Below are 9,186 nucleotides of genomic sequence, written 5' to 3' on the forward strand. Positions count from 1 at the left end.
TCAGCGATGAGCGAGGCCGGGGCCATCGAGGTGACACTCGCGGTGGGCCAGAACAAGTACCTGCCCGCCGAGCCGGCGCCCGCCGGCCCGCCCCGGCAGGCGGAGATGCACGCCATCCTCGAGGTCGGGGTCAGCAGCGGCGGCGGGCCCGCGCCCGGGCGGCGCGAGGGCGCGGGGGCCGCCCTCGCCGAGGTGCTGATCATCGACACCTCCAAGTCGATGCTCCACCCCGAGACCAAGCTGCACGCCGCCAAGGACGCCACCATCGCCGCCCTCCGGCTGCTCCCCGACGGCACCGCGTTCGCCGTGCTGTCCGGTCGCTTCCACGCGACTGTGGTCCACCCCGGCCCCGGCGCCGAGGCGATGGCCGTCGCCGACCCGCACGAGCGCGAGACCGCCGAGTACGCCGTACGGGTCCTGGACGCGGACGGCGGCACGGCCATCGGCAACTGGCTCGACCTCGCCCGGCGGCTGCTCGACGGGCAGGACACGCCCCTCAAGCACGTCCTGCTGCTCACCGACGGGCGCAACGAGCACGACGAACGGGCCGCCATGCGGCTGGAGACGGCGCTCGGCGCCTGCGAGGGAAAGTTCATCTGCGACGCCTGGGGCATCGGCGACGGCTGGGACGCCGGGGTCCTGCTGGCCGTCACCCGCCGGCTGCACGGACACGCGGCCGCGGTCCGCCACGAGTCCCGGCTTCCCGCCGCCTACGAGGAGTTGGTGCACGGCCTGCTCGGCACCGCGCTCCCCGAGGTGCGCATCCGGCTGGTCCCCACCCAGGGCACCGTGATCCGGCAGGTCAAGCAGGTGGTGCCGAGCGAGCGGGAACTCCTCGCCACCACCGCGGAGTCCGGGGCGCGCGGCACCGAGTACGTCACCCGGGGCTGGGCCGACGAGGTCCGCCACTACCAGGTCGTGCTCGCCGCCGACCCCTCCGGCCGGGAACTCGGCGAGGACCTCCAGCTCGCCGCCGTGGAACTGCTCGTACCCGATGCCGGCCACCCCGTACGGCTGCCCGCACCGCAGCCGATCCTGGTCAACTGGACCGACAACCCGGACGACGCCTCCCGACAGCATCCCGGTGTGGAGCGCCACCAGATGTACCAGCAGTCCTGTGCGGCCGTGGGAGACGCCTACCGGGCCTGGCTGCGCGGGGCGGACGGCCGGGCGCAGGCGAGCGCCGAACTCGCCAGGGCCCTGTCGCTCGCGGACCGGCTGGGCGACGCCCGGCTGCGGGAGGACCTGCTGCGCGTCGCCGACCGGGACGCCACACCCCCGTACGAGGTCCACGTCCGCGACGGCCTCAAGGACGTCGACTGGCAGCACCTCATCCTCTCCAGCGCCATGACCACCCCGCAGCCGGCGGGCGCCCCCGAGCACGTCCCCGCCGGCTCCGGCGACCCGGCCGGTGACGGCGGCGGCGAGCTGATCGAGTGCCCGCACTGCAAGTGGCTCGGCCCGGCCGGTTCCCTGTTCTGCGGCGGCGACTGCGGCAGACCGCTCGGGGAGCCCGCATGAGCACGGCGACTTCGCCCCGCGACACGATCGGACGCCCCGCACCGGCCCCCCTGTCCCGCCTCCTCGGCCGGTTCACCGGCCGGACCGGCGGCAGCACCACCGCCCGCGAGCTGACCCTGCGCCGCCGGCTGCTGCTCGGGCTCAGCGCCGTGCTCACCGTCGCCCTCTTCCTGTCGTACGAAGGCGTGCACGGCGACGCGGACCCGCTGCGCACCTCCAGCGCGCCGGCCGTGCTCGCCATCGACACCGCGCAGCAGGCGCTTCAGGCCGCCGAGAAGGCCACGTCCGGCACCCCGTCCACCAGTGAGTTCCAGAATCAGATATCCGTCGCCGCGCAGAGCCTGGCCGTCGCCGCCGCCGACGGCGTGGGCGGCGCGTCGGGCCGGCAGTCCCTGCAGACGGTCGCCGGACTGATCACCGTGTACACCGGCATGGTCCAGAAGGCGCTGCGCGAGCAGGACGTCGACGAACTGCGGGAGGCCTACCTCAGCTACGCCGCCGGCATCCTCGACGGCAAGGACACCGGGATCCTGCCCCGGCTCAAGGCGCTGCAGCGGCAACAGCAGGGTGTGGTCAAGCGCCAGACCAGCTTCGGCTGGACGCTGTGGCTCGGCTGGAGCGTCGTCCTCCTGCTCGTCCTCGCCCTGGCCGCCGCCCTGGCGGAGACCCAGCTCTTCCTGCGCCGGCGGTTCCGGCGCCGGTACAGCCCGCCGCTGCTGGCGGCGGGGGTCCTGCTGGTCGCCGGGTTCGTGACCCTGGCGTTGTTCACCCGGTGGACCCACGACGGCATGGCGCGCACCCGCGACCGGCTCGGCACAACGCCGTCCGACCACGGTGTCCCGGGCCTGGGGCAGCAGGTCGCCCACCACCTGGCCAACACCGGCTTCCGCGCCGCCGCGGCGGTGTGGATCCTGATCGGAGGGGTCGTCCTCATGGCACTGGCCGACACGGGTCTGCGACGGCACATCCACGACTACCGGTTCACGCCCCGGTGAGCGCGCCCGACGACGGCCGCGCGGCGGCCGTCCCCGCCCGCCGCCGCGGTCCCGCCCGCCGTGTCGTCCGTACCGTCACCGCCGTGGCGAGCTGCCTGGCCGTGCTGGCGGCGGCCGTGATCGTGGGCGTGCGCCACTCCGGCCGGGAGCCGACCGTCACCCTGCTGGCCAACTGGACGGGCTCCGATGCCAAGCGGTTCGAGAACGCCGTACTCGCCCCCTTCGAGAAGCGGCACCACATCCAGGTCGACTACCAGGGCAGCTCCGCCGAGAGCCAGGTGCTCAGCGCCGACGTGGAGGCGGGTACGCCACCCGACGTGGTGGTGCTCACCGGCCCCGGCGAGCTCGCCTCGTACATCGGCCGGCGCCGGCTGCAGCCCGTCGACAAGCTGATCGACAAGGACGCCTTCGGCGCCTCCTGGATCCCCTCCTTCGAGGGCAGCGTCTACTGGTTCCCGCTCAAGGCCGACCTCAAGAGCATCGTCTGGTTCCCCGGCCGTATGACCCCGCGGCAGCGCGCGGACTCAGCCCGGGAGCCGGGCCAGTGGTGCCTGGGAATGGGTTCCGGCGCGACCAGCGGCTGGCCCGGCACGGACTGGATCGAGGACATCCTCCTCCAGCGGTCCGGCTGGCGGACGTACGAGAAGTGGGCGCGCGGCGAACTCCCCTGGACCTCCGGACCCGTGAGGGACGCCTGGAAGACCTGGAAGGACATGGTCGGCGCCGGCGGTGACCCGCAGCTGGTCGATCGCGCGCTGACGACCGACTACCAGAAGGCGTCCGGGCTCGTCGCCAAGCGGCAGTGCAGCCTGGAGCACCAGGCGTCGTTCGTCAGAGTCAAGAAGGCATGGAGAGACGCGGACGCCGGCTACCAGGCTTCCGCTCCGCTGCTGGGCGGCAAGGCCGGCTCCGACGCCTGGGAGGTCTCCGGCGACCTGGTCGCGCTGCTGCACGCCACCCCGCAGGCCAAGCAGCTCATCCGCTACCTGGCCTCCGCCGAGGCACAGCGTGAGTGGAGCCACGTGCAGACCGGCTTCTCCGTCAACACCCGGGTTGGAGTGAGCGCCTACCAGGGCACGCAGGCCCGCTCGCTCGCCGCCACCCTGCTCGACCGGAAGGCCGTGCACTGCTTCGACGCCTCCGACGCCATGCCCCCCTCGGTGCGCGACGCCTTCGCCCAGGCCACCATCGACTACCTGGCCCGGCCGGACCGGCTGACGTCCTTGCTGAAGAACCTGGACGCCCTCGGGGCGGACAGGAGTCCGACCTGGCTGTCGTCGGTCTGCGACCACGGCTCCTGAGGGGCGCAGCCGGCGGGATGCCCGGGGCGTACCCGGCCCGTCACGGGGGTGCGGGCCGTGGGCCCGGTCAGAGTTGCGGACCGAAGGTGTCCGCAAACGGCGTTAGCGTGCGCTCATGACGACGAGCGCCGCCATCCCCGTGCTTTCCGCCCGTGCCCTCAACCGCGCGACCCTCGACCGGCAACTGCTGCTGCGCCGTTCCTCCCTGCCGGCCGGGGCGGCCGTCGAGTATCTGCTCGGGTTGCAGGCGCAGAACGTCAAGCCGCCGTACTACGCGCTCGCCGCCCGACTCGACCGCTTCGCCCCCGAGGATCTCTCACGGCTCATGGCCGACCGCGCGGCCGTCCGTATCGTCACCCTGCGCTCGACCATCCACACCCACACGGCCGACGACTGCCTCAGCCTGCGCCCGCTGGTGCAGCCCGCCCGGGACCGCGAACTGAACGCCTTCCGCAAGGGACTGGCCGGCGTCGACCTGGACCGGCTGGCCGTGCTCGCCCGCGAGCTGGTGGAGACCGAGCCGCGCACCATGGCGCAGTTGCGCGAGGCCCTGTCCGCCGAGTGGCCCGAGGCCGACCCGCAGGCCCTCGCCGTCGCCGCCCGCTGCGGGCTGCCGCTCGTCCAGGTCACCCCGCGCGGGCTGTGGGGCCGCAGCGGGCAGGTCGCCCTGACCACCGCCGAGCACTGGCTCGGCCGCCCCGCCGGACCCGCTCCGGCGCCGGACGCCGTCGTGCTGCGCTACCTCGCCGCCTTCGGCCCCGCCTCCGTGAAGGACATGCAGACCTGGGCGGGGCTGACACGGCTGCGCGACGCCTTCGAACGCCTGCGCCCCCAGCTCGTCACCTTCCGGGACGGCAACGGCGTCGAGCTCTTCGACCTGCCCGACGCGCCCCGCCCCGACCCGGACACCCCGGCCCCGCCGCGCTTCCTGCCCGAGTTCGACAACCTGCTCCTCGCCCACGCCGACCGCACCCGCGTCGTACCCCCCGAGTACCGGGGCCGCAGCTGGCAGGGCAACCAGGCCCACCGCACCCTCCTCGTCGACGGTTTCCTGGCGGGCGTGTGGAAGCTGGAGGGCGAGGAGCTGGTCATCGAGGCCTTCGGCCGGCTGACCGGCGCTCAGCAGGAGGCGGTGGCAGAGGAAGGGCGGCGGATGCTGCAGACGATGCACGTCGGGGCGTCGCACGGCATCCGGTTCGGCGCCGTCGTACGGCCATGACGAGCATGTGGAGAGGGGGGCGCTGCGGGCCGCTCGTGGAGGCCCGCAACGCCCCCCTGGCATCTGCCCGAGGGGTACTCGGGAGGCTTACCCGGTTACGAGTTGACCTGCACGGTCACCAGGTTCGAGAAGGTGGTCAGCCGGGTGTACACACCCGGGTAACCGGCCTCCGCGCACCCCTCTCCCCAGGAAGTGATCCCTGCCAGGACGCCCCCGATGAGCAGGGGACCGCCGCTGTCGCCCTGGCAGGTGTCTACGCCGCCGGACGTGTATCCGGCGCACACCATGTCGGTCTGGACGAAGTCCGAACCGTAGGAGCTCTTGCAGCTGGAGTCGGCCACGATCGGGACGGTCGCGGTCCGCAGCTGGTTGGAGGAGCTGCCGCTCTCCGAGGTGGTGCCCCAGCCGAGGACGCGGGCGGTGGTGCCGGCCGCGTACACGCTGGTCTGGGAGGAGGAGACGTACGACGCCGGGGTGTACGACATCGACGTCGACAGGGTCAGTACGGCCACGTCGTCGCCGTTGGTGGCGTCCGTGTAGTCCGGGTTGATCCAGATCTTGCTGACCTTGCTGACCGTGCCGTTGGTCCCGTTGAGGTAGGTCCGGCCGCCGACCACTCTGACGCTGCTGGTGGACTCGCCGACCATGCAGTGCGCGGCCGTCACGACCTTCTTGGCCGCCACCAGGGTGCCGCCGCAGAACTGGTTACCGGAGGCGTCCGTGATCTGCATCATGAACGGGTACGCGGTCGTCGTGGTCGTCGTGCCGCCGACGATGGGCTGGGGGGCGGCCACAGCGGTGGGGGCGCTGAGCAGGGCGGTCGCGGCGGCGGCAGCGGTCGCCGCGACGGCGGCGGTTTTCTTGGCGCGGTTGAGCCCGAACATGAGTCTCCTCAGTGGGGTTGCCGGTGGGGGGACGCGCGGGTGTGGGGGGTGAAGCACGGGGGTCGCGGGACCGGCCCCCATATGCCCGGGCGAGCGGCATGAGTTCAAGCTAGGACCCGGAACACCCTCCTCCCAATGAGGGAACCCCCTAGCGGAGCAGGGCAGGGAAAACCCTCGGTCCGGCTCAGTAAACCGGGCGGGTTGTCACTTCGCGCGGCGGCCTGCCGCCAAACGGACGATGTCCACCCGCGAGCGGATCCCCAGCTTGCGGTAGACCCTGGTGAGCGTCGCCTCGACCGTCTTGACGCTGATGAACAGGCGTGCGGCTATCTCCCGGTTGGTGGCGCCCTCCATGACCAGCGCGGCGACCTGACGCTCCATCGAGGCCAGGCCCTCCAGCGCGTCGAGGGCGGCGGGCGCGGGGACCACCGGCTCCGGATCGGGCTCCGGCGCGGTGACGGCCGCGTCCACCTGGCGCAGCCAGGGCAGCGCCCGGCAGCGGCGGAAGAGCCGGGCGGCCTCGTCGTACGCGGTCGGTCCCGGCCGGGGGTTGCGCAGCTGGGCCAGCGCGAAGGCGGCCCGCGCCTCCTCCAGGCCGTAGCCGAGCTTGGCGAGCCGGTCCTGGGCCGACGTCAACTGGGAGAGCGCGCCCTCCAGTTCACCGTGGGCGGCACGGACCAGGGCCTCGGCGCGGTCCAGTACGGCGAGCACGCTCTCCCGGCCGAGCCGCAGCGCGTGCTCGCGGGTGACGTCGATGACGTCCTGCGCCTCGCCCGGCGCGCCGATCCGTACGAGGGCCTCGGCGAGGTCGCCGTGCCAGCGCCCGCGTGCCGGGTCGGTGATGCCCAGGCCCTGCTCCAGCTCCCGCACCCGGCGCAGCGAGCGGACGGCGCCCGCCGGGTCCCCGGCCACCAACTGGGCGTACCCCAGGGCGCCCAGGGCCCGGGAGAGGTACATCTGGTCGCCGTCCTGCTCGGCGTGCTCCACCGCCTCCCGGGCCAGCGCGAGCGCCCGGTCCACGTCACCGCCGGAGGCCTCGGCAAGGGAGGTGAGCATGGCGGAGGCGGTCTCGCCGATCCCGGAGTCCCGGGCCAGGGCGAGGCTTTCGCGGGCCAGCTCCAGCGCCCGGCCGCAGTACCCGGCGCGCAGTTCGGTCTCGGCGAGCCCGCGCAGGAAGTGCACCTCGCTCTCCACCGAGCCGCGCCGCCGCACCTCGCGCAGCAGCGCGGTGACGGTCACCCGCGCCTCGCCCAGCTGGTCGCCCATGACCAGCCAGCGGAACCGGGCGCTGCCCGCCCCGTTGTGATGGCACGCCACCCGCGGGTCCTGGGGTTCCTTCATCGCGCGCTTGATGGTGACGGGGGCCGCCGGGTGGCCCATGAGGGTCTCGATCTGGGCCTGGAAGGCCAGCGCCAGGAGTTCGGTGCGCCGGTCGCCACCCCGTTCGGCCAGCTGTGCCGAGTGCGCGGCGGCCTCGCGGGCCTCGGTGAAGTCGCCCTCCACGATCAGCGCCCGCCAGGCCACCTGGTAGTGCACCAGGGCGAGCAGCCTGGGGTCGTCGCCGGCGTCGGCCAGGGCCTGCGGGAAGACGGCGTCGACCTCGGTCATGGTGTGGCCGGCCGTGTCGATCACGATGATCCAGGCCCGCACCCGGTCCGCGGGTACGGTCGCCCGGGTCAGCACCTCGCGGGCGATGTCCCGGGCGAGGTCGACCTCCCCGGCGGTGATCGCGTCCTCGGCGGCCTGCAGCCGGCGCTCGTCGGGGCCGGGCACGCTGCCGGCGGGGGTGTGCCGGGCGGCGAGCAGTCCGAGCTGCGCGGCCACGGACGGCGCCCCGCGGTCCCGGGCCAGCGCGGCGGCCTCGGCGAGCCGGGCGGCGGCCTCCGGGTCGGCACCGGTGGTGGCCAGCGCGAGGTGGCGGGCCCGCTCGATCGGGTCGGAGGCGGCGGTGGACAGCGCGGCGTGCGCGGCCCGCCGCTCGTGGGCGGGCGCCTCCGCGTAGAGGGCGGCCGAGATGAGCGGGTGCGCGAACCGCACGGCCGGGCCCTCCGGCTCGGTGGCCAGCAGCCCGAGTTCGGCGGCCTGGGCGCACTCGGCCTCGGCGTTCTCCCGGCCGGCCGCGTGCAGCAGCGCCGGGGTGGGACGGGCGCCGGCGCTGGCCACCAGCAGGGTGCGGCGGGCCTCCACCGACAGCATGTCCAGGCGGCTGAGCACCAGGGCGCGCAGCGAGGTCGGCACCGGCAGCGGTTCGCCCGGCCGGGGCGGGGTGGGGCTCTCGGCGAGGGCGCGGCCCAGCTCCAGGGCGAAGAGCGGGTTGCCGCCGCTGGTGCGGTGGATCTCGCGGACCGTGGAGCGGGGCAGGCCGGTGTAGCCGCGGTGGTCGAGCAGGGCGGAGACCTGGGGGCGGGTCAGCGGGCCGAGCCGGACGGCGAGGGTGTCGGGCGGGGACGCGCGTAGATGGCGGTCGTACTCCTGTCCCTCCGTGCGCACCGCGCACAGCAGCTGCACCGGTGTGTCGCCCAGGCGGCGGGCGGCGAAGCCGAGGAGCTCGGCGCTGGCGGGGTCCAGCCACTGCAGGTCGTCGGCGACGACGAGGACGGTGCCCTCGGCGGCCAGCGCGCGCAGCGCGGACAGCACGGCCAGCCGCAGGGCGAGGCCGTCGCGCTGGAGCGTGGACTCGCCGCGGCCGGTGAGCGCGGACTCCAGGGCCGTGAGCTGGGCGGAGGGAAGCCGGGCGGACACCCGGTCGAGGACCAGGCCGAGGAGGTCGGCGAGCGCGAGGAAGGGGAGGTGGGATTCGGACTCGGTGGCGGAGCAGCGCAACACGGTGTGGGCGGCACCGGCGTATTCCGCTTCCAATGCCCGCAGGACGGTCGATTTCCCTATTCCGGCGGGACCGTGGAGCAGGACGCTGCCGCCTCGGGTGAGCTGCTCGTGTGCGGCCGTGCACAGCTCCTCCCGGCCGATGACCAGGTCGGGGCGGCATCTCGCAGGCTCCTGGAAGTCCCGTCGCACGGTCACCGCTCCCCTCGTGTCGTGTCCGGGCCAAATTCTAGGCATGGAACCCCGAAATTCGGACGGAAGCCGTGGTGAGGGAAATAACAGGGGGTTGGAGCACAGGGAAATGCAAAGCACGGCCGCATGAATAAAAGGGACCTGACGGGACGGGCCCTAGAAGACTGATGAAGATCTTGTTGAGGGGCTGTCCGGCCGGAGGCCGGATGGCCCCTCGTCGCTATGTGGTGGCTGGGGCGAGGTGCCAGGCA

Annotated in this window: 6 protein-coding genes; 4 read left to right on the top strand and 2 right to left on the bottom strand. The window is 73.8% G+C overall.

The features are described from left to right. The first annotated feature begins 6 nt into the window (after positions 1-6). The 4 genes from ACIBBH_RS23560 to ACIBBH_RS23575 all read left to right on the top strand — a co-directional run bounded on the left by ACIBBH_RS23560 (position 7) and on the right by ACIBBH_RS23575 (position 5,036). The gene (locus tag ACIBBH_RS23560) at positions 7-1,521 is read left to right on the top strand and encodes a VWA domain-containing protein (protein WP_399407591.1); all 1,515 of its coding nucleotides are present in this window, start codon (positions 7-9) and stop codon (positions 1,519-1,521) included. Next, entirely contained in the window at positions 1,518-2,516 is a 999-nt protein-coding gene (locus ACIBBH_RS23565; RefSeq protein ID WP_399407593.1) for a hypothetical protein, read from the top strand. Before ACIBBH_RS23560 ends, ACIBBH_RS23565 begins: the two co-directional genes overlap by 4 nt. Further along, complete coding sequence (locus ACIBBH_RS23570; RefSeq protein WP_399407595.1) at positions 2,513-3,817, top strand: ABC transporter substrate-binding protein; 1,305 nt, start codon at positions 2,513-2,515, stop codon at positions 3,815-3,817. Before ACIBBH_RS23565 ends, ACIBBH_RS23570 begins: the two co-directional genes overlap by 4 nt. Before the next feature lie 115 nt (positions 3,818-3,932). Continuing rightward, positions 3,933-5,036, top strand: a complete 1,104-nt coding sequence (locus tag ACIBBH_RS23575; protein ID WP_399407597.1) for a winged helix DNA-binding domain-containing protein — start codon at positions 3,933-3,935, stop codon at positions 5,034-5,036. 95 nt (positions 5,037-5,131) lie between these two features. Here the strand turns inward: ACIBBH_RS23575 and ACIBBH_RS23580 are convergent, their stop codons facing one another. Further along, positions 5,132-5,920, bottom strand: a complete 789-nt coding sequence (locus ACIBBH_RS23580) for a S1 family peptidase (protein WP_399407599.1) — start codon at positions 5,918-5,920, stop codon at positions 5,132-5,134. 204 nt (positions 5,921-6,124) lie between these two features. After that, complete coding sequence (locus ACIBBH_RS23585) at positions 6,125-8,941, bottom strand: AAA family ATPase (RefSeq protein WP_399407601.1); 2,817 nt, start codon at positions 8,939-8,941, stop codon at positions 6,125-6,127. Positions 8,942-9,186 lie beyond the last annotated feature (245 nt).

Source organism: Streptomyces sp. NPDC051636 (assembly GCF_044453765.1).
GTDB lineage: Bacteria > Actinomycetota > Actinomycetes > Streptomycetales > Streptomycetaceae > Streptomyces.

Coding starts and splice junctions, on each gene's coding strand:
- ACIBBH_RS23575 (WP_399407597.1), top strand. CDS start 3,933: ATGACGACGAGCGCCGCCATCCCCGTGCTTTCCGCCCGTGCCCTCAAC.
- ACIBBH_RS23560 (WP_399407591.1), top strand. CDS start 7: ATGAGCGAGGCCGGGGCCATCGAGGTGACACTCGCGGTGGGCCAGAAC.
- ACIBBH_RS23565 (WP_399407593.1), top strand. CDS start 1,518: ATGAGCACGGCGACTTCGCCCCGCGACACGATCGGACGCCCCGCACCG.
- ACIBBH_RS23580 (WP_399407599.1), bottom strand. CDS start 5,920: ATGTTCGGGCTCAACCGCGCCAAGAAAACCGCCGCCGTCGCGGCGACC.